The sequence below is a fragment of the Chryseobacterium arachidis genome, assembly GCF_900129245.1.
GTDB classification, from domain to species: domain Bacteria; phylum Bacteroidota; class Bacteroidia; order Flavobacteriales; family Weeksellaceae; genus Chryseobacterium; species Chryseobacterium arachidis.
Map to the genome: position 1 here is coordinate 375693 of NZ_FQUT01000004.1, position 23949 is coordinate 399641.

Annotated in this window: 26 protein-coding genes; 6 read left to right on the plus strand and 20 right to left on the minus strand. The window is 35.7% G+C overall.

What is annotated here, in order from left to right; all coding sequences use genetic code 11:
* Positions 1–40: 40 nt before the first annotated feature.
* The 6 genes from BUA89_RS10250 to BUA89_RS10275 all read right to left on the minus strand — a co-directional run bounded on the left by BUA89_RS10250 (position 41) and on the right by BUA89_RS10275 (position 3592).
* Positions 41–598, minus strand: coding sequence for an alpha-ketoglutarate-dependent dioxygenase AlkB (locus BUA89_RS10250; protein ID WP_072956751.1), 558 nt, complete (start codon positions 596–598; stop codon positions 41–43).
* A complete protein-coding gene (locus BUA89_RS10255; RefSeq protein WP_072956754.1) occupies positions 588–1058 on the minus strand; it encodes a hypothetical protein in 471 nt (156 codons plus the stop codon). The genes BUA89_RS10250 and BUA89_RS10255 overlap by 11 nt, the downstream gene beginning before the upstream one ends.
* 3 nt (positions 1059–1061) lie before the next feature.
* The gene (locus BUA89_RS10260) at positions 1062–1625 is read right to left on the minus strand and encodes a hypothetical protein (protein ID WP_143152314.1); all 564 of its coding nucleotides are present in this window, start codon (positions 1623–1625) and stop codon (positions 1062–1064) included.
* A 125-nt stretch (positions 1626–1750) separates the two neighbouring features.
* Positions 1751–2542 carry a DUF4261 domain-containing protein gene (locus BUA89_RS10265; RefSeq protein ID WP_072956761.1) on the minus strand — a complete coding sequence of 264 codons (792 nt, stop codon included), beginning with the start codon at positions 2540–2542 and terminating at the stop codon, positions 1751–1753.
* 132 nt (positions 2543–2674) lie between these two features.
* Positions 2675–2983 carry a hypothetical protein gene (locus BUA89_RS10270; RefSeq protein ID WP_072956765.1) on the minus strand — a complete coding sequence of 103 codons (309 nt, stop codon included), beginning with the start codon at positions 2981–2983 and terminating at the stop codon, positions 2675–2677.
* Between the two features lie 51 nt (positions 2984–3034).
* A complete protein-coding gene (locus BUA89_RS10275; protein WP_072956770.1) occupies positions 3035–3592 on the minus strand; it encodes a hypothetical protein in 558 nt (185 codons plus the stop codon).
* A gap of 450 nt (positions 3593–4042) precedes the next feature.
* On the opposite strand from BUA89_RS10275, the gene BUA89_RS10280 reads away from it, so the two are divergent.
* From BUA89_RS10280 to BUA89_RS23395, 4 genes are all read left to right on the plus strand, one after another.
* Complete coding sequence (locus tag BUA89_RS10280; protein ID WP_072956774.1) at positions 4043–4726, plus strand: hypothetical protein; 684 nt, start codon at positions 4043–4045, stop codon at positions 4724–4726.
* Between the two features lie 18 nt (positions 4727–4744).
* The gene (locus tag BUA89_RS10285; RefSeq protein ID WP_072956777.1) at positions 4745–5107 is read left to right on the plus strand and encodes a hypothetical protein; all 363 of its coding nucleotides are present in this window, start codon (positions 4745–4747) and stop codon (positions 5105–5107) included.
* 33 nt (positions 5108–5140) lie between these two features.
* Positions 5141–5767, plus strand: coding sequence for a hypothetical protein (locus tag BUA89_RS10290; RefSeq protein ID WP_072956780.1), 627 nt, complete (start codon positions 5141–5143; stop codon positions 5765–5767).
* A 125-nt stretch (positions 5768–5892) separates the two neighbouring features.
* On the plus strand, positions 5893–6015 hold the full coding sequence (locus tag BUA89_RS23395) for a hypothetical protein (protein ID WP_262487540.1): 123 nt from the start codon (positions 5893–5895) through the stop codon (positions 6013–6015).
* Between the two features lie 96 nt (positions 6016–6111).
* Here BUA89_RS23395 and BUA89_RS10295 read toward each other — a convergent pair whose 3' ends face one another.
* The 5 genes from BUA89_RS10295 to BUA89_RS10315 all read right to left on the minus strand — a co-directional run bounded on the left by BUA89_RS10295 (position 6112) and on the right by BUA89_RS10315 (position 12317).
* Positions 6112–7275, minus strand: coding sequence for a serine hydrolase domain-containing protein (locus BUA89_RS10295; protein WP_072956783.1), 1164 nt, complete (start codon positions 7273–7275; stop codon positions 6112–6114).
* A 105-nt stretch (positions 7276–7380) separates the two neighbouring features.
* Positions 7381–7932: a helix-turn-helix domain-containing protein gene (locus BUA89_RS10300; RefSeq protein ID WP_072956787.1), complete on the minus strand. Its 552-nt coding sequence runs from the start codon at positions 7930–7932 to the stop codon at positions 7381–7383.
* Between the two features lie 451 nt (positions 7933–8383).
* Positions 8384–9262: an NmrA family NAD(P)-binding protein gene (locus BUA89_RS10305; protein WP_072956790.1), complete on the minus strand. Its 879-nt coding sequence runs from the start codon at positions 9260–9262 to the stop codon at positions 8384–8386.
* Positions 9263–9339: 77 nt separating this feature from the next.
* On the minus strand, positions 9340–9909 hold the full coding sequence (locus BUA89_RS10310) for a Crp/Fnr family transcriptional regulator (RefSeq protein ID WP_072956793.1): 570 nt from the start codon (positions 9907–9909) through the stop codon (positions 9340–9342).
* 251 nt (positions 9910–10160) lie between these two features.
* The gene (locus BUA89_RS10315; RefSeq protein WP_072956798.1) at positions 10161–12317 is read right to left on the minus strand and encodes a glycoside hydrolase family 97 protein; all 2157 of its coding nucleotides are present in this window, start codon (positions 12315–12317) and stop codon (positions 10161–10163) included.
* Positions 12318–12730: 413 nt separating this feature from the next.
* Between BUA89_RS10315 and BUA89_RS10320 the strand changes: the two genes are divergently transcribed.
* Both BUA89_RS10320 and BUA89_RS10325 read left to right on the plus strand, forming a co-directional pair.
* On the plus strand, positions 12731–13534 hold the full coding sequence (locus tag BUA89_RS10320; protein ID WP_072956804.1) for an SDR family oxidoreductase: 804 nt from the start codon (positions 12731–12733) through the stop codon (positions 13532–13534).
* A gap of 177 nt (positions 13535–13711) precedes the next feature.
* A complete protein-coding gene (locus BUA89_RS10325) occupies positions 13712–14485 on the plus strand; it encodes a helix-turn-helix domain-containing protein (protein WP_228420548.1) in 774 nt (257 codons plus the stop codon).
* Between the two features lie 142 nt (positions 14486–14627).
* On the opposite strand, the gene BUA89_RS10330 is transcribed toward BUA89_RS10325, so the two are convergent.
* The 9 genes from BUA89_RS10330 to BUA89_RS10365 form a co-directional block, all read right to left on the minus strand.
* Positions 14628–15272: a response regulator gene (locus tag BUA89_RS10330; RefSeq protein ID WP_072956806.1), complete on the minus strand. Its 645-nt coding sequence runs from the start codon at positions 15270–15272 to the stop codon at positions 14628–14630.
* Positions 15272–16036, minus strand: a complete 765-nt coding sequence (locus tag BUA89_RS10335; protein ID WP_228420549.1) for a sensor histidine kinase — start codon at positions 16034–16036, stop codon at positions 15272–15274. Before BUA89_RS10335 ends, BUA89_RS10330 begins: the two co-directional genes overlap by 1 nt.
* Before the next feature lie 65 nt (positions 16037–16101).
* On the minus strand, positions 16102–16227 hold the full coding sequence (locus tag BUA89_RS23400) for a hypothetical protein (RefSeq protein WP_262487541.1): 126 nt from the start codon (positions 16225–16227) through the stop codon (positions 16102–16104).
* 281 nt (positions 16228–16508) lie between these two features.
* Entirely contained in the window at positions 16509–17942 is a 1434-nt protein-coding gene (locus tag BUA89_RS10340) for a hypothetical protein (protein ID WP_072956814.1), read from the minus strand.
* A 10-nt stretch (positions 17943–17952) separates the two neighbouring features.
* Entirely contained in the window at positions 17953–20754 is a 2802-nt protein-coding gene (locus BUA89_RS10345; protein ID WP_228420550.1) for a fimbria/pilus outer membrane usher protein, read from the minus strand.
* Between the two features lie 10 nt (positions 20755–20764).
* Positions 20765–21565, minus strand: coding sequence for a fimbrial biogenesis chaperone (locus BUA89_RS10350; RefSeq protein ID WP_228420551.1), 801 nt, complete (start codon positions 21563–21565; stop codon positions 20765–20767).
* 83 nt (positions 21566–21648) lie between these two features.
* Positions 21649–22194, minus strand: coding sequence for a peptidoglycan-binding protein LysM (locus BUA89_RS10355; protein WP_072956816.1), 546 nt, complete (start codon positions 22192–22194; stop codon positions 21649–21651).
* A 391-nt stretch (positions 22195–22585) separates the two neighbouring features.
* Positions 22586–23131, minus strand: coding sequence for a peptidoglycan-binding protein LysM (locus BUA89_RS10360; protein ID WP_072956820.1), 546 nt, complete (start codon positions 23129–23131; stop codon positions 22586–22588).
* Between the two features lie 202 nt (positions 23132–23333).
* Entirely contained in the window at positions 23334–23876 is a 543-nt protein-coding gene (locus BUA89_RS10365) for a peptidoglycan-binding protein LysM (protein ID WP_072956823.1), read from the minus strand.
* Between the last annotated feature and the right edge of the window lie 73 nt (positions 23877–23949).

Genomic DNA, 23949 nt, shown 5'->3' on the forward strand with positions numbered 1-23949 from the left:
ATGCTTTTATAAATGCTCTGGAATAACAAAAGAAGTTATCTTATTCTTGTATTTTTCTGAAAGTGATAGAAATTCGTCTTTCTCTGGGAATTATGGTATTAAACCACTTATCATTTTTTACAGCTTTTATGCCATGTTTCCAATTATATCTTGCTTCTCCGCTTAACAGCAAAATACTTCGGGGTTCTAACAATATTTCCTGTTTTTCTTTATCTTTTGAAAATTGCATAACGCAGGAAGACAAAAGGCTGATAGAAATAATAACGTCTTCAAAACAAGGGATACAATCTATATGATTTGAAATTCCCTGTCCAGGCTCGTATTCATTGACAATAACCTGATTAAAGGATTGTTCCAGATTAAAATTCGTTGTTATTTTTCTTTCCAGTAAAACAAGCCAATCGGGTAATTCTCCTATTTTTAAATCCTGCTTGATATTTTTCTTCTTATAATCATACAAGTATCCATAATGCTGAACTCTGCGCTTCAAATTGGTATCCCAAACTGCATGATCTATTTCTGAAATGATGACTTTCTCTTCCTCAACACTCAGGAAATCATTCTGATAAAGAAGACCGTTGATGATGTTATTCTCCATTTTCAATCGTTAAAATATATTGTAAAAAATCTATAAAATTTTTGTAAACAGGTTGGTATCCGGCTTCCAATTCATTAGAAACCCAAATTGAATTTTCATTTTCCTGCGTGGCATGATATCCGTAAAAAATAACTTTATCACTGTTATCATAATATTGATCTGCCAACAGATAGATATCCGCATCATTCAATAATGGAGTTGTAAGGAGACTTGGATTGAGCCAGTCGTCAAAACTACAAATACTTATATCAAAGCCATCACCATAAATGTTGCACCCTCCATATTCGCTTAAAAAGTAAAAATAAGCATCATCTTTTATGAAGTTAGCATCTTTCATAATACCTAACGTTTCTTCTTCCCAAAGACGTTCTATCTTTTTCTCATTTAAAGTATCAACTCTGTACTTTGCAGCTATTTTCTGCATAAGGTTGTCTACCTCAATCATCTTTTTAATCACCATATTTTATTTATCTTTCAAATATTCATCAAGTGAAAAGCCGTCTCGGTTACCCGGTTCAAGATATCGTTCCGTTTCAATAAATTCCCCCAGTTTTTTGATATCTAAATCTGAAGGATTGTATACACTTGCTTTCCAGCCTTCAACTTTCATCGTTGAGCGGTTTTTATATTTGATCATTGTTCCAATGATTCTTAATTCATCTTCAATTTCACTTATCATGAATGCTTCAAAAATAGTATAAGCCTTAGGATCAGAGTCAGTTGTTGTACTCGAAACATAGGCTACCCAGATATCTCCGTAAATTTCATTTTTATAAGCACTAAGTTTGTATAAATGGCGGGGTTTATATGTGATCGGATTATCTGCTATTTCTTTTTCAGTTCTCGTAAAAATCCCAAAATCAGTTCTTTCGGAAATCCCCAGTCCTTTTTCAACTCCTTCTATTGCCATGCTGCGAAATTCTCTTACCTCCTGATTAAAAGCATCCAGCTCATTTGAATGCAATCTATTCCAGCACTCAGATTCTTTATTCAAAAATTTCAGAATGAATTCTTTTACTTTTTCCAATAAATCCAATTTATATAATGCTTTACCCTTTTATTTTAATTAAAAGCCTGTTTAAACTCATCTTCGATTTTTTCGTACAAAAGTTTAAACAAGCTATGAACAATAATAATTTGACTATCAAAAATTTACAATTCAAGTTTAAAGGATTCCCCTTCCACAAATACACCTTTTGACTGTATGATCTTAATCTTCTGCTCGGCAGTAAAACCTAGAGTTTCCCCATTTTTAAAAGTTACATTGCTGTTGATGACATAACCACAAATCTGGCTTAAATAGGTGTGCAGTTCTCTCAAATCAAGAGGAGCATTTATAAATTCCATTTCCAGTTTATCGAAAGCTTTTAATCCGTAAGAATAGGCACTATTCCCATGTTCTCCTCTTCGGATACCGATGTAAATCCACAAATCCAACGGAACCAAATCTGATTTTAGAGCTTCTGCACTATCCAGATATTGGTCTTTGGGAATAAGCAAAGATTGAGAACCTTGGTATACGCCAATACAGTTGCTTGTCGCAAGAATTGCCGTTAAAACTTTCGTTAAAATCGCAAAACGTTCTTTATCGCTATTATTGCTTGATAATATGGTGACAAGGATGTGCGAATTGTGATCCTTTAAATCTGCAGTTGCTGTTGACCAATTGTAAGCATATTGCGCAGTTCCCTCAATATCTCCCCACGGAATTGGTGCGGCAACTGTTCCCAAGACAACCATTTCGCCATGAACAGAAAAACTCACCGTTCCTGAAGAACCTTCAATATCAGTAACTTCAATCCCCCAATCTGACAAAAGGTAGGAAATGACTTTATCCAGATCAAATGTCTCTCCGTTATTAAACATCGGCATAGCCAATAATACATTGCTTTTAGGAGTTTGTTCTTTCTGTTCCTTCTTTTCTTTCTTTTTAAATAATCCCATTGTTTTTTAATTGTTATAGTTAATTGTTTTAGTTTTAGTGTGAGTAATATCGGATATTCGATTGGTTCTTATTGATTTCCACAATTTCAAATTCATTTATTTCAAGACCTAAATCTGTATCTTTTTTGTTTTTTATAGCCAACTACCATGAAATAATTTCATCTGCTCTACTGTTCCCTGAAACTGTTCTTCTGTAAATGCATCCTGCAAACGCATAAGACTTCCCTTCTGTGCAGCAAAAAAAACAGTTTTCTGATCTGTTATGACCTTAAATAATGACTCATAACCAGCTTCTCTCGAATAAATATACCCAAACTCAACTTTAGTGTATGCTAATTCCGTGAAGTCTTCGCCCTGTTCTAATTGTGTAACTGCTTTATTGGCAAGAATTTCCTTTACTTCTTTGATTTGATCGCCTGAAATTTTGTTTACTTTTTCCACGTTATATTTTTTGTTTTATGAATTATTTTCTATTTAATTGGTTAGAAGTAATCACTTAATTTTCAGCGAGTCCACATAAGCATATAAATAATTTAAAATTTGAGATAAACCTGTTTTTGCTAAATTGACTTCCGGATGATTTTTATTCATCCATGAATTAAATTTTTGTCCTTTCGAACCCACTTCTTTGATATAATTATCATAATCTTCGGTAGGTGCAAGTGTTACCATACTTACTTTATCTCCTATTGTGGCGATGCTCATCTTCCATGTTGGAAATTTCACATCAAGCAATTTCATATACAATGACTGATCTTCTACTAAATAATTGTTTTGATTTTTTTCATCATATTTCTTAATTACCTGAAATTTAGCGTCCAGCGTTTTAGAATCTTCTAAATATTTATTTAAAAATTCATTTCGATCTGTAATTTTAGACGTGAATTCTCTTTTAAATTTAAAATCGGGGGTTAAAATAGACTCTAATTCTTTCTTTTGATAATTGTTAAGATAACTTAGGAATTTATCTGCGGTATTATTTTGTTGTGCAGATAGTGTGATATAATTGATTACTATCGTCAGCAAGCACAGACAGAATTTGATTTTCATAGTTGTTGTTAGCTTATCGTCCTTAAAAAACATCTCTTATAGTAAGATGTTGTTTCAATGATCCATTATGATTTAATAATTTCAAAAACGGGAACACAATATATAAATTAAAATCAAACTGAGGCATAAATTTTTGTTTAAATGTATATTGGTCATCGTAATAAAAATATCCGTTTAAATAAGATCAATATTCAGGAAACACATAAAAATTCGTAAACTTCTGAAAGTTCCAAATAAATTTTCGCTTAATTTTTTACTATTCGGATTTAAACTATATCTTTAACAGAAATAATAACCTTTACTGACCGATATGAAACAATCCTTTGCTTTCCAATCTTTTCATAGCTATCATTTTTCGCATATTTTTTCTTAACATTTTAATCGCTATTTTTCAAATACTTTACGTGAGAAGGACTGGCTTAATTATTAGAATTAATATATCAAAAAAATATGAATGAAGTTTGTATAGAGGAAATTGACAATTTTACGATTGAGGAATTGAGTCAATACGTTTTTGGAGCTAGCGATCTTAGCCATAAAATTGCTCATAAGAAAATCGGTGAAGTAAATACAACAGATTTATTATATTTGCTCAGGCACTCAACATATACAGAAATCGCTGTTCTTTTGGCAATCAGGGAAATTGAAACCAATGGTTTTTATGGTCATAGCTTTAAATATGATGATAATTCAATAACACAGCAGGACATCCTAAAAGAACTCATCCTATTGCCTGATGATTTTTGGGATTATAATCAGCGCTCTTATCACAAGCTAAAACCAATAGCAGAAAAAAACAGTATACATGCCAACGTTTCACATAAAATTGTGAAACAGTTTTTAGAATTAGAACCTCAGCCAATTGTATGGACAAAAAAAGAGATAAACGACATTTCCTATTTTGAGATAATTGGCATATTGAGTATGTTTGAAACGGGCAAAGATAGTGTGAGAAAGCTTAAACGAGCAGTTGATGAAGGCATTAAAGTGACGTTGAATTGGAAAGAAAAAATAATTGAAATCAGAAGTAAATCGGAGATAAAAGAACATATTATCCCATTACTTACTAAAGATCCTGACTATCTTGAAGATTTTGAGGAAATCATTGAAAATGAAGTTAAAATACTTTTTTAGAAATTAATCTTAATAACTATGAAGAATATACAATTAACACAGCTTGATAAATACAAAGAAAATCCGAATTACGAACTGACAGAGGGCAATATCTATAAAGATATTGAAGAAAACCATTACGTTTTTTCTTTGAGTTATGAATTGGAAGAAAACGAAGATTCACAATATCCGCTGGAAGATATTCTGGATAAATTTTACCTTCATGTCTCTGATTTTATTGATGAAGACAATTACTATACTTCAAAAAATATTATCCTGGAATTAGGTGGTGATTTGGAAGATGTAAAAGCAGCCATAAGTAATATTATTGGTAAGCGTGTTTACAATGAAGAATATAATGATGATGAAGGTGTAACAAGAGTAAAATTAGTAATCGTTTAAAAACTAAAACTTTACATAAAATCAGATAATAAAATGAACAATAACGACGAGCAATATATAACACACTACAACCTGAAACAACAGGCAATTGAGAACATATTAGGAACTTCAGCAGAAGTAATTGGCCATGCTATTATGCCCTTCAGAGTGCTTGCAGGCATGACATTCGGATCTGTGGATATGCACTATTTTCCCAATCATATTGAAGGAACAGGGTTTACCACCATGGAACTCATCAATCCTGATGGCACAGGCCCAAAACCTAATGAAAAAGGTACTTACGAATTGGTAGCTTTTACCAAACAACCTTTCAATGATATTAATGAAGAGCCTTCTACTCCATTCAATACCATCGAAAGACGTATGTGCGAAAACTTTACACAAATTGCAGGAGCAGCACACAATAAAGTTTTCAATCCGTATGAGATATGCCAGATATCCGGCAGTGATGGCAAACCCAGATACATCATTTTTGATATATACAAAGAATTTGAGGTCGAAAACCACAAACACCACCTTTTGTTATGCATGGAAATATTTGAAGAGGAACTTGTTACCGTAGAAAATTTTGGACATCAGGGATTTCTTGAAATGTTGAAAATGATCAATATTTATCCATACAGCGATTTGGACAGAAGTTGGGTAGGCGTAAAAAAATAATCTAAAATGGCAAAAGAACTCATATTATCACCTTCAAAAAAGAATTGAAGGTTTTCCGAGCCTGAAAAGTTGTATAACTGATATAAAAGGCTTCAATAAAGTGCTGTTACCCATTGTGAAACTTGATGGCAGTATTATTAATGAAAAATGGGAAGGCATTCCGTTTACTTTCATCATTCAGAATGTCGATGTTAGTCGTCTATTACTTAAAAAATATTATCGAAATTGATAAAGTATTGCCTTATTAAGATTAGTTTGAAGTTCTTGTTTTCCTCAAGATTTTTTTAAGTTGTATTTCACGTAATAAATATATGGTTTTATTATAAAATTATCAAAAGTTATTTTCATTCTGAATCTCTATCCAAATGTCCCAGCCATTTCAATGGCGAATAAGTATCTCCTATACAAAGCTTTAGAATCTTTGCGTTGTTCTTTTCAAAGTTTTCACTGTTGCTGAGAATAACCACTGCTGTTCCGTTTTCGGGAAATGCAACAGCATAATTCTGGTTGGCATCACCATGTCCTGTATGGAAAAAGGCCTTGCCAAAAGGCGAAGCGAACAGTCCCACTCCTAATCCCCAAGCCAGACGAATTTCATCATTCTCATTGGTGATACTGTCTTTCAAAGGACCGAACCCCCTCTTACTTTTTACCATGATCTGTGGTTTAAGCATCTGAAGATAATTTTTATCGGTTAGCCCCTTTCTCTTCATCAGGTTGATCATAAAATTCGCATAGTCCTTCGCTGTGGTAGACATTGAACCCGCTGCCCTGCTGCTCTCTCTTCTTTCAGATCCATATTTCTTTCCATCTTTGAAGTAAGCATTGGAGAAATTGTCTGTAAATCTATCTTCCCAAATCATGCTTGTATGTCTCATTTCCAGAGGTCCGAAAATCTCTTCATTCATAATCTCTTCAAGTTTCTTTCCTGTGTACTCTTCGATCATAAATCCCAAAAGATTGATTCCTTCGTTGGAGTAATAGAACTTTTCTCCCGGCTTGGCGATAAGGTTGACTTTGTTACCGTACAATTGCCGAAGAACTGGTAGCCCGGAACTATGGCTTAAGAGCATTCTGGGGGTTATCTGATTGAAAGATTTAGAATCATGTGCAAGATCTTTCCATTTTGTATAATCACCTATCGGTTTCTTGAGGTATTTATAAACAGGCTGATCAAGGCTGAATATCCCTCTGTCTACCAAACGTATAAAAATGTATGCACTCACGGGTTTGGTAAGCGAGGCTGCGTACATCACTGTACTGTCGTTCAGTTTCTTTTTACTTTCAACATCCCTGTAACCGAAGCTCGACGAATAAACCAACTTATTATGGTTGACAATGGCAATCTGCAGACCGGCAATCTTAGCGCTATCTACCAAATGCGATAACCGCTGCTCCAGAATTTGCGAATCGATAGTTTTCCCATCGAGATGTCTGATTTTAATATTTTTCTGAGCAATTAGAGGCAATATCCAAATCAGGAATAAAAGAGTGAAGCATTTTTTCATGAGGAAAAGATTTGTGACAAATTTAGCAGCAAATCAATACATATTACCACGACTCTTTCACGACATGTGTACGTCATTTAGCTATTTATGGACATTTTGAAAAGGTTATTTTAAAAATTGATAGTTCAAAGGATAAAGTCTGCTTCTTTTATTGATACTCCTGAAAATGTTGATGACACACATCACGAAAGCATAAAGATAGACGATCAGTAGCAGTGGAAAGCCAACAGAAAATACGAAAACCATCAATATAATCAACGGTATAAAAAGAAGTGATAGGGTAATCTGAAAATTAATGACCGACTTCCCTTCAAGATCGTAAGTCCGGGATTCGTCTTTCTTTAAAAACCAAAAAACTAAAGGAAGAATGATATTGAAAACGGGGAAAAAAAGTCCAATCAGCGCTAACAGGTGAAAAATTGGTGTCAGTTTATCCACATCCTTAATTTCCGCGGATTCTGGCAACTGTCGACTTATCGTTAATTCTTCAGTTTCTATTTCGAGTGCGTCTGCAATCATCTTTAGTGTTGCAGGATGCGCCTCGGCCTTTCCGCTTTCGATGCGTTGTATCGTTCTTGCGCTCACCCCTGAAACATCAGCAAGCTGCTGCTGACTTAGTCCCTTATTACGCCTGTATTCCGCTAATTTTGAATTCATTGTTACACAAAAATAATAAATTATTACGGTAATGATATACTTAATAAACTCTTAATTAATACAATACAAATTACCCACAAACATTTGTTCCCATCTAAAAATTTTACATTAAAATTGTTATATTAAAGTAAATTAAACTCACGGCACTAAGTCAAACGGCATTTATTACAGATGAACGGCAGGAAAATATATATATATTTGAAATGATTATATGATCTTTTTGTTTGTGTCTACAAGACAAACATAACCAAATAGATATTTACTATTACATACAGTTCCTTATTGATTTTTAAAGCTAAATTACAAACATAATCTAAGGGAGTTACTTTGATAAAATAACCTTTGTAATTTTTTAATCTGGCTTAATCTTACCTTATAGCTTATTGAATTGAAGCGGTAAAGTGAGTTTAAATAATAATTTCCTTTTTCCGTTGATGTATCACTACTTGTTTCACTTTAATTTAGAAACCAAATTTTCATTCATCCACTCTCTAATGGTTGTTGGTGTTGAATTAACTACTGCTCTTTGCTCAATTTCATATAAGCCATTATCAATCGCTGTCAGCATTTCCGTCAAAGAGATTGCAAATGCCTCGCTCGTATGGTGTTGCTCCAAAAGTGTTTTTATATATTGATCTTTTGATACCTGCAGAAAACGAATGTTTTTTCCTGTCAGTTCACTCATCTGTCGGGCAATTTCGTTGTAGCTAAGATCTTCCGGACCGAGAACCGGAAATCCTTGAACGCCTGTCCAGGTCGCATCCGTCAAAAACTCTACTGCTTTGGATGCAATATCCTTTATGGCGATTTGCGGGGATTTATGATTTCTATCCATTGGTAAAGAGAATACGCCTTTTTCTTTTAGAGATGACATCTGGTACAGGATGGTTTCAAAAAATACCGGGCAACGCAGTGCTCTTACTGCTGCCCCTGATTGGCTGATAATATCTTCAGCCCTGTGCAGTGCTGTTACAAGACCTGCCTGCAAATTACTTTCTTTACCTCCGCTGGATAAATAGACGACTCTATTTGTTCCTGCATTTTTAATTGACCGCGAAGCCACTTTTGCAAAATCTTCATAATAAGCATTTACATCTTTCTGCGTATTGCTTTGAGGCACACAAAAGTAAAGCGTATCACAGCCTTTCAATGCATCTGTAAATTCATCTTCGTTGAGTAGAGAGCCCGTGGTAACTTCTACTTTTTCTAATATATCAGCAGATATTTTTTGAGGATCCCTTAAAAAAATTTTAACCTGCTGCCCCTGCTGTACCAATTTCCGAAGGATCATAGAGCCTGTATTACCGGTTGGCGTTGTTACTAAAATCATAATTGAACTTTTAATTGTTACTTAAGCACAAAGATGATAATAGTTAATATTGTAAACGTTGTCCTATATTCACATTTTCAGATCTTCGATTTTAATCTGCTTAAGGTTTGAGGCGTTAATCCTAAGTAAGAGGCCACCATTTTATTGGATAGCCTTGTCAGCAATTTTGCCTGATTTGTTAAAACCCAGCGGACTTTTTCTACCGCATCCAAACCTTGAAAACAATAGATTCTTTCCTGCGATTTTATGTAGGCTGATTCTAAAATCTGTCGGTAAATAAAACCAAACTGTGGAATGGTGCCAACCAAATGAAAGAAATCTTCGCGGTTTATCACTAAGAGTTCCGAAGCTTCAATGGTCTGCATGAATTCAAAAGAAGGGCGCTCATTGATTAGACTGGACAGTGCGGTACCTAAGGAATCTTCAAAATGAAAATATCTTGTGGCTTCTTCTCCTTCTTTATTGATGTTAAAAAGTCGAATACAGCCTTTGTTGACAAAGTAAAAATTCTTACAGATTTCACCCTCTTTCAGGAGAAATTCGTTTCTTTTGTTTTTTTTGAATTTGAAATGCGGGTAAATATAAGAAAGTGTCTTATTGTCAATTTCAGTTCTTGAGGTCAGATATTTTTCTAATTGTGTATACACTTTGTTTGTTATTATTTAATTTTCATAAAAGAGGCAGTGAACCGCAAAATTACGGATTATCACGATCTAAACTGTTGGGCATATTTCGAACCTGTTTAAACTTTTATTTTCCCTAATAAACAAAAGAGAGAGTGCTAATAATGAAGACTCGTACAGGTAATATTTAAATTTTCAATATCCATTAATAATCTTGTAAAAACATCGAAAGACCTTAAGTCGTTCGTAATTTGATTGATTATTTAAGGGTGTATTTACTTCTTTGATGTAAGACTGATTGCGAAACCTCCACTTCTTGCCATTTTAAATTTAATCTTTGATTTGTTTGTAACCGTCTTCTTGTAGATATTATAACTCTGCGGATTATCTATATAATCTGCATCAGCAGCATCTTCATAAATAATTGCGTTATATTTCTTATTGTTATCTAAAAAAGTGAAATCAACGACAAATTCCCTTTTGTTTTCGTCTGTAATACCCCCTACAAACCAATTCTCACTGTTTTTTGCTTTTCGCGCTGTAATAATATAATCACCTGGTTCTGCCTGTAAGATCTTTGTGTCATCCCAATCTGCAGCCACATCTTTGATAAATTTAAAAGCATCCATATGCTTTCTGTAATTCTCAGGTAAATCGGCTGCCATCTGAAGAGGCATATACATCACAACATACAATGCAAGCTGCTTGGCCAACGTTGTTTTTACGAATCGTTTGTCTCCTGGAAAATAATAATCAAGCTTAGTCTGAAAAATCCCCGGTGTATAATCCATTGATCCTCCTATCCAGCGGGTAAAAGGAAGAATTGTCTGCTGATCCGGGTTGTTTCCTTTGAATGCCTCATGCTCAGTTCCTCTTGCAGCTTCTGCAGTAATCCAGTTGGGATAAGTCCTGCTTTCGCCGCCTGGTCTTATCGATTCGTGGGAATTGACCATAATTTTATACTCGTTTGCTTTTTCAGCAATTCGATAATAATGGTTAACAGTCCATTGAGAATAATGATGTTCCCCTCTTGGAATAATGTCACCAACGTAACCTGTCTTCACAGCATCGTAACCATATCTATTCATGAGCTGAAAAGCTTTATCTGCCCAACGCTCATAATTGCTGGCCGACGCGGATGTTTCATGATGCATGATGAGCTTTATTCCTTTACTGTGTGCATATTGGTTCAACATCGCAATATCAAAATCAGGATAAGGCGTAATAAAATCAAAAACAAATTCCTTATCATGGCCCATCCAATCTTCCCATCCTACATTCCAACCTTCAATCAGCAACCCGTCAAAACCGTTTTCTGAGGCAAAATCTATGTATTCTCTCACCTTTTCATTGTTTGCACCATGCTTTCCGTTAGGTGTTAGTTTTGTATAGTCTGTCTCACCTAATTGTACGCTGGAGTTGGTGGAATACGCCCATTTAGATTTTCCAATAATCATTTCCCACCAAACCCCCATGTATTTAGTAGGATGAATATATGAAGTATCCTGGTATTTAGTTGGCTCATTAAGATTAAACAAAAGCTTTGAATCTAATATCTCTGCGGCTTTGTCAGATACTATAATAGTTCGCCATGGTGTAACTGCCGGAGTCTGGAGGTATGCTTTGACCCCCAATCTATTTGGTGTTAAATGTGTTTTAAACTTAAACTTTTCAGCATCTACTTCCAAATGAGATGCCGGATAATTAAGCACCGCAGCTTCTGCAACATTAATATACAGAGAGTTCTTACCTTCTTTTTTCAATAATAATGGGGATTGAACAGCATTTTTCACCAAAGTCTGGGAAGAATGCTTGTCGTAAGCTTTAACCCATTGCTCGGGAATCTGAGAAATTAATGTGGTCTGCGGCTGATACTCCTGCGAATCATAATCAGCAACAATCCACCATGCTTTCATATCTGTGGGAAAATCAAATTCTGTGTCTTCTTCCCGGATCCGAAAATGCTCAAAATTTTTCTGATATGGAAATTCATATCTAAACCCCAATCCGTCGTTGAACAGCCGGAATCTCACTACAAGATTTCTATCAGATGATACCTGGTGTAGTGTAACGCTCAGTTCGTTATAATGATTTGTATACGATTTTTTTTCGCCGAGAACAGGATTCCATATCTCATTTTTCTGACTCCTCTGTTCAGATATTTTGGTAAAGCCACCTTCAAGATCTGAGCTGCTGCCTGATGGTTTTTCTTCCTCAGAAGCAAAATGGACATAAGTATCATCAAATAAACGTAAGCCCAGCCTTGAATCCTCAATAACAACCGTACCTTTATACATCAAATTATAAAAAGGAATTCCCTCCTTAATGGTAAATGACATTTCAAGTTTTCCATTGGGCGACTGTAATTTCTGTGCCTGTAGAAAATAAGGTGTAAGTAAAAACAGAACGAGGTTGAACAAATAGCTTTTCATTATACAGAGGATTTGGAGTGATACTGATTATAACGTAAAGTATACAAGTAAAGTACCAGATCTTAGATATGCTGAATTTAATTTCCATTAGCTTATTATCAGCAATAAGAAGTACAAATATGCTCAAAGAATTGAAGAATTACGAATAGCTATTTTTTTGGTCATCTTTAAATCAACCTGTTTAAACTTAAAAAAATAATATGACTAAAAACAGGAACTATCGCGCACATAACATATTAAGGTTTTTTCAGAAAAAGACCCATGATAGATTGAAACATCAATAGAAATAAATCTTTAAGTTTTTTTATTGACATCTTTAAACGTTTACTCCGATCTGGAAACATATTTCTCTAATTTGGAAACACTTCATAACCTCAAATGCCTGACCTTTGCCGAAACAATTTACAAAGCAAATGCAAAAAACAATATTTATAACCGGCGCATCTACCGGATTGGGCAAAGCAACAGCAAAATTATTTCAGCAGAAAGGCTGGAAAGTTATTGCAACAATGAGAAATCCAAGCATAGAGGAAGAACTTTCAACCTTAGAAAATGTCCACTTGCTGTCTCTGGATGTAACAGACCTAGAGCAGGTTAAATCAGCGGTAACTGCGGCAATTGCGTTAGGTAAGGTTGATGTGGTATTTAACAATGCTGGATATGGGCTTTTGGGAGCCATGGAAGCTTTTGAAGATGAAGATATCGTAAAAGAATTAAATACAAACGTCTTGGGTGTTTTCAGAGTTACCCAGTCGTTCATCCCTCATTTCCGTGAAAACAAAAGTGGACTTTTTATAACCACCACATCACTTGGTGGGTTTATAGGTTTCCCCTTAAATGGAATATATAATGCTACTAAATTTGCACTGGAAGGCTGGTCTGAAGGAATGTCCTTTGAGCTTGCACAACATAATATCGGAATCAAGACTGTAGCACCAGGTGCCATTGCCACAGATTTCGGCGGCAGATCGCTGGACAAAAGAACACATCCTGCTTATAAGGAAACTGAGGATAAACTTTTCGCCACTATTGACACAATGCTTGCGGCGGCTGCAAGTGCAGAAGAAATTGCGCAGGTTGTATATGAAGCTGCCACGGACGGCAAAGATCAGGTATCGTACATAGCAGGTGCCGATGCAACCGCACTTTGCCAAAGACAATCGGAAATTGGACGTGAAGCCATGCGGAAAGAACTGGGAAAATCCATCTTGGGATAAATTGATGAAAAAATAAATTTTCTACCGTACCTTTGTGAGATCATGATGAATATAATACATTCAATCTCTGCATACCATCAGCTGATATCAATTCGCCCGCCTACACATCCTTTGATTAGTGTAGTGGATCTGTCAAAGATTCGATTTATTGAGCACAAGCTGTGGGAAAATTTTGCAATGAAGTTCTACTGTATATCCTTAAAAAAAAATATCACGGGCAAGACAAAGTACGGCAGAGAATATTATGACTATGATAAGGGAATCATGACCTTCGTTTCCCCAATGCAGACACTCTCTCTTGAAGGCCCGCATATGGAAACCGACAGGTCGGCGTCGGGATTTGCTTTATTTATACACCCCGATTTTCTAAGCGGGCATTCCCTGTCCACAATGGATAAAGACTATGGCTTTTTTTCATATTCAGTCAATGAAGCTCTTCATTTATCTGAAAAGGAGGAGGAAAATACAATTGAATTATTTTTGAAGATTGCACAGGAATATGAGTCAACTGATCAACATTCCAGACAGATACTGCTCGCACAGATTGAGCTGCTGTTAAGTTATTGCAACCGGTTTTATATGAGACAGTTTGAAACCAGAAAGGTACATAATAATAGTATTATAGACAAATTAGACCATTATCTGAATAACCATTTTGATGCGCAGGACAGCTTAAGGGTCGGGATTCCCTCTGTAGAAGCTATCGCAGAAATGTTGAACGTCTCAACTCATTATTTAAGTGATCTAATGCGATCCATGACCGGATATAATACACAGCAATATATTCAGAACCGACTTTTAGAAAAAGCGAAAGAATATCTGCACAAAACTGATCTTTCGGTTGCCGAAATAGCCTATCTGCTTGGCTTTGAGTATCCCCAGTCATTTAATAAACTGTTCAAAAAGAAAGTTAACTTGTCTCCCTTGGAATTTAGACGTTCCTTTTTATAGTACTTTTATGAAACGCTCGAGAAATGACATGCCAAATATGAAATGTAAGCTCTTTTGTTAATTCCAAAGATATGGGCCATTCATTGAGATAAGATTGAATTTTTTATGCTTTCGTAAAAACAAAAACGCTGTGATAGAGACTTTACTGATTATATAGCCTAAGAATCTCTACCAATTCGGGTATGGACCGTATTTTCAGCTTCTCAAACAATCTGTTTTTATAGGTGCTGATCGTCGATGAATGGAGATTCAATTGATTAGAAATTTCTTTAAGAGGAAGACCTTCCGCAAGCTTATTGGCAATTTGCAATTCGCGGTCTGATAGTGCTTCAAAGGGAGAATTTTTGGCTGTTCCATTTAATGATTCTAAAAAAATAGCTTCTTTTACACTATCACTTACATATCGGCCTTTGCTGAGCATTGCAGTTAAAGCAGTTTCAATGACTTCAGTAGAGCTTTGCTTGCTTAAATAGCCACCAGCACCCATTTTTAGGTAGCGTATGCCATACAACTCTTCATCCTGTGAAGAAAATATTAGAATTTTTAGTTCAGGTCGGTGAATTTTTATGTAATCTATTGCTTCCTGAACAGTCCCATTAGGCATGTTAACGTCCATAATGGCCAGATCCAATTCTTCTTTCAGAATAAGTTTGTACAACGATTTGTAATCCTCTACTTCAAAAATTACGGCATCGGGCATGAGTCGTTTGATTGTTTGTATCAAGCCCATTCGGACGATACCATGATCATCTGCTACCGCAATATGAACGTTTGTTTTTGAACCCATCACTCTATAAATTTACTTAAAAAAATGGAAACCGTTGTGCCTTTATTTTCAGCGGAAATGATTTGGATGTTTCCATGCAGCAAGGATATAAAATTTTTTACAATTTTCAAACTTAGTCCAACTCCTTTCTCGCCAGAAGTTCCCAGGAATATAGGAATATTATAAGTGTAGATCCCAGATAAATATTTTTCATTCATTCCCGTTCCGAAATCAGTTACAGAAAGCACTACCTGATCATCTTCTGTAATCACCTGTAAATAAACATCTTGTCCGGGAAGGGAGTATTTTGCCGCATTGTTGAAAATTTTGTCTAAAATATATTCGAGCAAGATCCGATCGCTTGTGACAAAGGTATTGGGATCTCCTTTAAAATAAAAATTAATGTTTTTTTCTTTTAACTGAGCAGCATATCTTTCTTCTAAATAGTGAAAAAGATCCATCACTCTAATTTTAACGGGTTTAATCTTAAACTCCCCGTATTGTGTTTTTAGCCAGGCAATACTGTCCTGGACAGTTTGCAAATTTTTTTTTGCATCATTTTTTACCTGCGGCAACAACGTAAAAAAATCTTCCTCACTTATGTTTTTTTGCTCTAGCTCTTCTATAAGGAACAAAAATGTTCCAAACAGTTCTTTTGAGTCATGAGACAATATCGAGATCAGTCCGTTTTTGAAATTGATTTCGTTTTCCAGTCTTTCGATTTTTAACTGCAGTTCGTTGACAACATCATCCATAAATCTAGTATTAATGCTTAAAAAATCCACTACTGCCTTTTTAAAGCACGGTTAACTATTATTTTTTTATTCTATGCCAAACCATTCTTAAATCCTCAGACCATATTTTTGGTATAATTAAGGTTGATTAATCTCTGATTCAGGTTTGCAGACATTTTTTTCTCACAAAGAGGATTTAACGCCAATAATGCAATAATAGGTAATTCAATTGTCTTTTCCAAGACTATTTTTTGATTTGATACCAAAAAGACGGATGAGTCTGATTATAAAAGATAGTGTTGGCGCCTGAGCATACTTCTGAGATGAAAACGAAGTACTGGAACATAGAAAGATAGGCGTAGTATTCATGATACGACGTTATATTGATTTTTGGCAGCAGCGCAAACTGATAAAGGAAAAACACCAAAATATTTTTTCCCAGCAATGAGATCCAGGATATTATTCTATTCCTATGATTGATTTCAGCTTATATCATCTAAAATAAAAAACTTTAAAACTACTGTTAAATTGCGGTAAAGCTATAATAAACATTAATAGAGTAAGTGGTATTTTCCTTTCCAACCAAACTTTGGGCACCCGCAGCCGGTATGGTGTATCTTACGTTGAGTCCGCGATCCAAAACAGGTGTTCCGTTTAAGAGTATTTTTTGGGGAGTTTTGGATAGAGGAACATTTACAGAACTTCCATCCAAGCCAATTTGTAGTATATTGGAATTGATGTCGGTCTGAATACCACCTTTCTTGAAATAATTTTCGTCCGATTTCACATAAACCTCAAAACTTTCATTATTGGATAAAATAATCTGGTTGGGGATCATTTGTGACTGGCCGTTGTTGTACTGGGCAGCAGTATTGAAATTGAAGTTTACATTTCTCCCGGAACTGGGGATGATGATCTCCGACAGAGGAAGCACCTTTAACTGAACAGCCGTATTTTGTAAACTGTTAATTGTATTATCTGTACTTTTAGCATTGAAGTTCAGTTCAAACGTATACGTTCCGGCTTCAAAAAAAAGGTTTTTAAAATCGTCCGCATTCACATAAAGCCCCGGAGTGAAGTTATTTCTGTTTCCTGCTACGACATTGAAATTAGCTGCGGAAAAATTCTGAAAATCGGCAGACAAAGCCTTGGTCGTAAGTGCAGCTCCACTGCTACCTAATTTAATGGATGCTATACTTCTGGTTCCCGGAACACCTTTTGAAGAAGTGAACTGAATATTGGCAGCAGCAGCTTTTGCCCAAAAATTAAAATCAACTGTATGTGCAATTTCCGTATTCCCCAAATCCCACACCTTCGTGCTCGTATTGCGGTAGTCGTTTAAAGAAGATATTTCTATGTATTTTGTTAAAGATGTTGTGATCCATCTGATGGATGAAGGAATAACTAAAATTGTTTTAAAATTACGCGGTGTAAAATCATTATAATTCTGAGTAATATCCATTGAGTAATTCCCGGCCCGGAATGCATTGGCTGTAAACTGAGCAGCTGGTATTTTAAACGTAAAATTGATATTTCCTTTGTTAAATCCCCCTCCGACACTGATCGATGGCGGTTCAAACCATTTTAGAGCACTTGTACTGAACGACTGAAAACCTGGTAAAGAACCTGAATATCCTGTAGACGGCAGCTGTCCTCCCATACTTTCTAACTGCCACAGAAGTGTGGTGTTGGGTAAGGTGGATGAGGAAGTAGAGTGCGTAAAAGTGGATCCGGATACAGAGGTAAATGTAGGAGCTGTTGGAAGTAATCCCAAAAAGGCATAATCCCAGTTTGTTCTGTTGGCATTCGACATTACCCTTGTAGGTACTGAGGTAAATTCAACCCTGTTAAAAATATTATTTTCAGGAACCGACAGGTACACATCCTGAGCTTTCGTGATCGTAGACCCGGAAAACACAATAAAAATTCCTGTTAAAAAAGCCCTCATCGTTTTCATACTTTTAAATTTAAAACTTTTTCACCTTAATATTGGTGTCTTTCTTCTTATATTCAAAAATTACGGTTTCCGCATAACCTTCTTTTGTCACCTTAATAGTTTGGATTGGGTGTGTGTAGCTGTATTTGTCATTTTCAATATAGAGATCGTATTTTCCGTCTTTCAGGAAAAACTCAAACTCATTTTTTTGATTAACTACTGCGGTATAAATTTTACCATCTTCACCTTTTGCATACACCATAATTCCCGTTACATCCGTTTCTACAGTATCGTAAGCTTGTTTGATTTCCGTTAATTTCCCACTTACCCTGATGTTTTTTACCAATCCCACTTTGCGGTTGATATTTTTATTTACCATAATGACAGGATCCATCATCAGCTGAGCACCCGCATTTTCGTTTACCTTCAGCGTATAATTACCTTCAGGCACATTCTGAAAAACGACTTTTCCGTTTTTATCTGTCAATGCGACAAAATTGTCCAGTTTCACTATTTCATTGGCAAGTACCGATTCACCAGGCTCCAGAAGTCCATTGAAATTTTTATCTTCAAAGAACTGGAACGTCACTTTATGATTTCCAAGCGTCGTAGCTGCAGTAAAATATTTTTTAATCCCCACTCTGAACTGATAATAACTGTCACTGCTTGTATATTCACCGGTAGATTTATATCCTGATAGGTTAAAATAACCTGTAGTAGACCAGGAAGGCGAAATTTTGTATTCCAGATTACCGCTCACATTGCTGTTTAAGTTTCTATAAAGTTCCGAATAGGAAGTCCCGGCTGAAAAAGATCCGATCAGATTATGATTAAGCATCTGAAAATTATACGAAGCATATACATTATAGTTGGCGAAATTACGGTCTGTATTGTAATAAGAAGTTAAATCAAAGACATTGACTGCGTTCCATTGAGCAGTTCCGTTTAGGGAAAAAGATTTATATCTGTAAGACAAAGTTGTTTTCAGACTGTTGAACCAATCGGTATGATTTTTCTCTTTTGAATAAGAATATTCCGCCGTGAAATTCAATCCGTGAGCACCAAACGTAGCACTTATGTTGGTTTCTAACCGATAAGAAAAAAGCTCCTGCGATGTATAAAAATTTGCTGTTTTCTGCCTTTCAACTTTTGGAGCCAGCAGAAAATTCCACTTATTTAAGGAAAACTGGTAACCTGATCCCAAAGATTCTGTACTGTTGAAATAATAACGAAGATTAGCGCTATTCCCAGATTGGATGGGCGCACTCTGGAAACTCAGGAACTCAGGATCTACCTGCGAATTCTGATATTGTATAAAAGCACGCTGAGAATCAGAAAACTGGCGGCTGATCCGCTGATTTGAGATAAAAGATCCCCTTCTAATTCCTGCATAACTTTTGGTAGCAAAGGAATTAACAGACTGGATATCCCATTTCCCTATTTTTCCTTCGTAATTGGCTCCTATTAAAGCTCCCGTGTTTTCATCTTTATTTGAAAGACCTTTTTCTTGGCTCAGCCCCAGCTCAGTACGGATAGCATGTTTATCGTTAATTAAATATGATGCCGTCGCGTTTGCGACCTGCGTATCTATGTTAAAGCGCGGATCATGGTCGAAGATATAAGACACTTTTCCATTGAAAGATTTAGCATTTCCAAAAGCATATTTTGCACCCGCCATGGTAGACCCTTTTGTTTGCTGAAAATAAGTACCGTAAAGATTATAATTGTTTTCCAGCCCAAGAATTTCAACCTGATTATTTTGACCAAATTTTGTGGAAATTTTCCCACCTCTTCCGAAAACCGGGTAATCGTAATCATTACTATTAACATTTCCCACCCTTAATAGCGTATTCTTTCTCTCCAATTCTAACCATGTATCATACAAATTATAACGGCCATCAAGATAATAATCCACACCCATATTGAAGCGAGATTTCATATTTTCAGTTATCTGAAATGCTGTGTTTCCCCTCAATTGAAGGTAATTAAAGCCTGAACTGTTTTCATTATAGCTGAATTCCGCAAAATTACTTCCGCTCACCGATTCGTTTCCGCGAGAAACTTGCCTATTGTGCGATAAAATGACCAAGTAGAGCGTGTTGCTTCCCACGATTTTATTATCAAGCAAATCTGTGGCAGTTGCATTAATATTAAATTCAGGATAAAGCGTGTTCTGTTGTCTGACTCTGATTTTAATCTCAATTGTTTGTTTTTCCAAACCTTCCAGAGATACGGTTTGTTGTTTGGGCATCATCTCTAAACCATCAGGAATGGACTGCAAATCAATCTTAACGGTTTTTTGACTATACCCCTGGTTTTCTACAATTAGCTGAATTGAGGATTCAGGGAGCGCAGGATTAATAAAATTCTCATAAGCTGCCGTATAAATTGCGACGTTTTTGTTCTCTTCTTTTACAACAAAAAATGAAGCACTTTCAGTCTCGGTTACGGTTGGCGTCGTGTATGAAATGTTAAATTTGATCTCATTGGACCTCAGTTTCATAAAATCCACGTTGGCAATAAGCTTCACGGGAAGATTTTTAGACTGACCGGCATCTAAGGTAAATTCATTTTTAGGATAAAAAAGCAATCCCGGATATTTTTCTGCAGGGATAATATTCTGAATGGTAATCGTTTCGGAACTTTCATTTTCAATAACCAAAAAATCAGTAAAAGTAGAGCCTTTCTCAACTGCTACACTTTCATTCTCAAAATGGATGTGGATGTCCTTCTTTTCCTGTGCAAAAGCCAGCGAAAAGTTCAGAAGAACAAAAGCAAAAAATAAGATTGTTCTTCTTAGGACTGATATCGATATTCCATTCTGTGGTTTCAAGATGTAATTTTTAAAATTTAAAGTTTTTTTCGCCTACACGTAAATCATTGGATTCTGCCATTTTGATAATCGCCACGCCAAGGAAATTCCCTGATAGATTCTCTGGCAAAGAAAATTGAACGGTCTGATTGGTATCAGGAAGCATCGAAATGGAAATGGCAGGTAATTTTATTTCCTTACCGCTATCTGTGTCGGTTAATTCAAACGTTACGGTGGCATCATTGATGGTGTTTCCATCATTATGAATACTTACTGCAACTTTTCTGTCCGCTGCATTGTTATTACTTACTTCTGAAATATTCGTAATATCCAGACTTTTTACATGGTTTCCCGGTGGCGTATAAAAGATGTGAAGTCCCACCTCAAATAAGGTGATAATACCAATACCATTCTGAATACGTGCTTTATCTGCCTGCTGAGGTAGCTGGGTGAAAAACAACATGCTGTTGGTAACGGCAGACTTTGATGCATTTGCCGGAATCTGCATGGTTACTACAATCTCCTTCGTACTCTTCGCAGGAACTGTTACAACGTTTTCCAAAGTTGAGATCCAGGAAGCATTGGAAGTTTTTGAACTGCCAGCATCAAGATAAACCTTATTTCCGTCTTCTTCTCTCATCCAATCTTTATAGTTGAGATTAAAAACATAATCTTTGTCCGAGCTGTTTTGAAGTGTGACTGTCTGTGTCACTTTTTCTCCCGGATTACCGGTAAAAAACAAACGTGTAGGAGACATAGAAATGCTTTGAGCCAAAATTGAAGAAGATCCTGTAAGGATGAAGAAAATGAAAAGGTAAATAAACTTGTGCATGGTGTAAATTATTTAAAAATAAAAGATTCCCAAAACTACTGAAAACGTAACAAAAGGGAACCTTTACAAGCTAAAAAAATTTATTATAAAGCGGTCGCTGTATAAGTTACTGTTTGCGTATACGTTCCGGCCGGTTTACCTAAGATATCAGAAGATGACGATTTTGACGCTGGAATCATGTAGTCCAAATTCAGTGTTAAGGCACTTCCTAGCGGAGCGTTTGACACCAAAGTCTGATCTGTTGCAGATAAAACGACAGCGCTTTTTGTTCCTCCCATGGTTCCTGAAGCTGTAGCGGCCTTGATGGTCAGTACGTTAACAGGGATAAAGTTGGTTCCATTTATGAAATTTGCACCTCCTGCTTTAACTTTTACATTAAAGTTTTTTGTTGAAGTCACTTTCAAAGAGTTGGCTTTAGTGATGGTTTGATCAGAATTATAATCCGCTGCAGTAACATAGTTAAAGTCAACTGTGTTCCCGATTGCAGTACTTCCCGCATCGATGGAAATTACATCATTCAGGGTGATATTTACGGTTGTTGTAGCGGTAGTATTCTGAGCCTGAACATTGCTAGTTCCTAATATGATGGCTCCGAAAGTTAAGGCTGCGATTACGATTTGTTTTGTCATGATAATATTATTTTTAATTTTTATTCTTTTTTAATTGTCCTCTTTTGACATTACAAATCTACAGCGGCGGTAAAAGTTTCTTTGTAGTGGAAAATGTAAGTTCATGTAGTAAAATAACTACACGTACCAGTTAATAGAAAAGGTCTCAACTTGCTAAGTGTTGAGGGCGTATATGAGTTGCTGTTATTTCTATTATAAAGCTGTCGTAATATAAATTACCGTTTGGGTATAATTTGTCTTTAGATTTTACAAAAAATATTTATGGGTTGATAAATTTGCTACCATCTTTTTGAATTTTCTCTATAGCGGAATCAATACAAACAAAATCAAAGGCCTCCTGCAGGAAGCCTTCGAAACACCAAATCACAAAATATTAATATGAAAAATTTATTTATAAAGCTGTTGCTGTATAAGTTACTGTTTGAGTATACGTTCCGGCCGGTTTACCTAAGATATCAGAAGATGACGATTTTGACGCTGGAATCATGTAGTCCAAATTCAGTGTTAAGGCACTTCCTAGCGGAGCGTTTGACACCAAAGTCTGATCTGTTGCAGATAAAACGACAGCGCTTTTTGTTCCTCCCATTGTTCCGGAAGCAGTTGCTGCCTTGATGGTCAATACATTGACAGGGATCAGGTTGGTTCCATTCATGAAATTTGCACCTCCTGCCTTAACTTTTACATTAAAGTTTTTTGTTGAAGTCACTTTCAAAGAGTTGGCTTTAGTGATGGTCTGATCAGAATTATAATCCGCTGCAGTAACATAGTTAAAGTCAACTGTGTTCCCGATTGCTGTACTTCCTGCATCGATCGAGATTACATCGTTAAGGGTAATATTTACCGTTGTTGTTGCAGTAGTATTCTGAGCCTGAACATTGCTAGTTCCTAATATGATGGCTCCGAAAGTTAAGGCTGCGATTACTATTTGTTTTGTCATGATAATATTATTTTTAATTTTTATTCTTGTTTAATTGTCCTCTTTTGACATTACAAATCTACAGCGGTGAAAAAAGTTTCTTTGTAGTGGAATATGGAAGTTCATGTAGTAAAATAACTACACGGATCATTCATTGGGTTTAAATAAAAAACCCTCAACACTTTTTAAATGTTGAGGGCTTATATAAAATTGCTTTGTTTACCTACAATGCAGTGGCAGTATAAGTTACTGTCTGCATGTAGGTTCCCTTAGGTTTTCCAAGAAGTATGTTTGATGCTTTTTCTGCCGAAATAGAATAGGCAATATTTAAAGATTGTTTGGCACCTGAACTTGCATTACCTACCAGGACTTGATCGGTTGTAGATAAAGTGACTTGATTCAGGGTTCCTGTTAAACTTCCGCCCGGTATCGCTTTTACCTGTAATATATCAACCGGAATTGCGTTGGTACCACTTACAAAGTGCGCGCCCTCAGATTTTACTTTTACATCAAAATTTTTGGAAGAAATAATGACTAAACTATTGGGGACTGTCACGTTTTTTGAAGAATTATAATCTGATGTATTCCCATAATTAAAATCTACAGCACCTCCCGAAGCAACAGATCCTGCATCCATTGAAATAACATCCCCTAAAATAATATTTACTGTTGAACTGGCCTGTCCCGAATTTTGTGCCAGAAACAGGTCGGTTCCTAAAGCGATTGCTCCCAGAGATAAAATAGTGATAAAGACTCGTTTTTTCATGATTGCCAATTTGAAGATTTGTGATATAATATTGTCATTTAAAATTAATTAGCCTGACAAATATCATTAAAAT

Bases quoted from the DNA above. Each gene is read 5' to 3' on its own strand.
- BUA89_RS10250 (WP_072956751.1), bottom strand. From the start codon at position 598: ATGGAGAATAACATCATCAACGGTCTTCTTTATCAGAATGATTTCCTG.
- BUA89_RS10255 (WP_072956754.1), bottom strand. From the start codon at position 1,058: ATGGTGATTAAAAAGATGATTGAGGTAGACAACCTTATGCAGAAAATA.
- BUA89_RS10265 (WP_072956761.1), bottom strand. From the start codon at position 2,542: ATGGGATTATTTAAAAAGAAAGAAAAGAAGGAACAGAAAGAACAAACT.
- BUA89_RS10275 (WP_072956770.1), bottom strand. From the start codon at position 3,592: ATGAAAATCAAATTCTGTCTGTGCTTGCTGACGATAGTAATCAATTAT.
- BUA89_RS10280 (WP_072956774.1), top strand. From the start codon at position 4,043: ATGAATGAAGTTTGTATAGAGGAAATTGACAATTTTACGATTGAGGAA.
- BUA89_RS10285 (WP_072956777.1), top strand. From the start codon at position 4,745: ATGAAGAATATACAATTAACACAGCTTGATAAATACAAAGAAAATCCG.
- BUA89_RS10290 (WP_072956780.1), top strand. From the start codon at position 5,141: ATGAACAATAACGACGAGCAATATATAACACACTACAACCTGAAACAA.
- BUA89_RS23395 (WP_262487540.1), top strand. From the start codon at position 5,893: ATGGCAGTATTATTAATGAAAAATGGGAAGGCATTCCGTTTACTTTCA.
- BUA89_RS10295 (WP_072956783.1), bottom strand. From the start codon at position 7,275: ATGAAAAAATGCTTCACTCTTTTATTCCTGATTTGGATATTGCCTCTA.
- BUA89_RS10300 (WP_072956787.1), bottom strand. From the start codon at position 7,932: ATGAATTCAAAATTAGCGGAATACAGGCGTAATAAGGGACTAAGTCAG.
- BUA89_RS10305 (WP_072956790.1), bottom strand. From the start codon at position 9,262: ATGATTTTAGTAACAACGCCAACCGGTAATACAGGCTCTATGATCCTT.
- BUA89_RS10315 (WP_072956798.1), bottom strand. From the start codon at position 12,317: ATGAAAAGCTATTTGTTCAACCTCGTTCTGTTTTTACTTACACCTTAT.
- BUA89_RS10320 (WP_072956804.1), top strand. From the start codon at position 12,731: ATGCAAAAAACAATATTTATAACCGGCGCATCTACCGGATTGGGCAAA.
- BUA89_RS10325 (WP_228420548.1), top strand. From the start codon at position 13,712: ATGAAGTTCTACTGTATATCCTTAAAAAAAAATATCACGGGCAAGACA.
- BUA89_RS10330 (WP_072956806.1), bottom strand. From the start codon at position 15,272: ATGGGTTCAAAAACAAACGTTCATATTGCGGTAGCAGATGATCATGGT.
- BUA89_RS10340 (WP_072956814.1), bottom strand. From the start codon at position 17,942: ATGAAAACGATGAGGGCTTTTTTAACAGGAATTTTTATTGTGTTTTCC.
- BUA89_RS10350 (WP_228420551.1), bottom strand. From the start codon at position 21,565: ATGCACAAGTTTATTTACCTTTTCATTTTCTTCATCCTTACAGGATCT.
- BUA89_RS10355 (WP_072956816.1), bottom strand. From the start codon at position 22,194: ATGACAAAACAAATCGTAATCGCAGCCTTAACTTTCGGAGCCATCATA.
- BUA89_RS10360 (WP_072956820.1), bottom strand. From the start codon at position 23,131: ATGACAAAACAAATAGTAATCGCAGCCTTAACTTTCGGAGCCATCATA.
- BUA89_RS10365 (WP_072956823.1), bottom strand. From the start codon at position 23,876: ATGAAAAAACGAGTCTTTATCACTATTTTATCTCTGGGAGCAATCGCT.